This is a genomic window from Rhodoplanes sp. SY1 (assembly GCF_046000175.1).
In the GTDB taxonomy this organism is placed as follows: Bacteria; Pseudomonadota; Alphaproteobacteria; order Rhizobiales; family Xanthobacteraceae; genus Rhodoplanes.
Map to the genome: position 1 here is coordinate 1 of NZ_JBEOMB010000268.1, position 579 is coordinate 579.

At 72.2% G+C, this 579-nt stretch carries 1 protein-coding gene; it reads right to left on the reverse strand.

Annotated elements, in window-relative coordinates; all coding sequences use genetic code 11:
• The coding region (locus ABTU92_RS29045; protein WP_408095031.1) for an EamA family transporter at positions 1-579 on the reverse strand (579 nt) is incomplete at both ends.

Sequence of the window (579 nt, forward strand, 5' to 3'; positions counted from 1 at the left end):
TCGTCGCGAGCGTGCCGAGGAACAGGACCGCGAGCAGGCTACCGAGGCTCGCATGCACGACAGCGGCATGGAGCGACGCGTCATGGTCGAGCAGCAGCGACGCGAGATAGGCCGGGATCGGCGGCACCAGGCTGCACCACACGATCAGCGGGCCCATCGCGACGCCGCGCGGCGTCTTGCGCAACAGGATCGAGCCGGTCGCCCAGCTCACCGCGGCGGCCATCGCCAGGCCCAGCGCGAGCGGCGGCAGATCCGCGCCGACCGTCAGGCCGATCAGCAGGAGCCCGGTGAAGGCGACGACGAGCCCGATCCCCTGCCGGCGGGTCGGATACTCGCGCAGCACGACGGCGGCGATCAGCACGGCGAAGAAGGCGTGCATCTGGGTCGTCACCGAGGCGAGGCCGGGCGGCAGACCGGCGGCGAGCGCGAAGAACAGCAGCAGAAACTGCCCCGTGAGCAGGGTCGCCCCGACCGACAGGATGGTGCGCCACGGCGCCGGTCGCGCCACCAGCACGACCGGCAGGGCGGCGAGAACGAAGCGCAGCACCGCCATCTGCGACGCCGTGAAGCTCTCCAGCG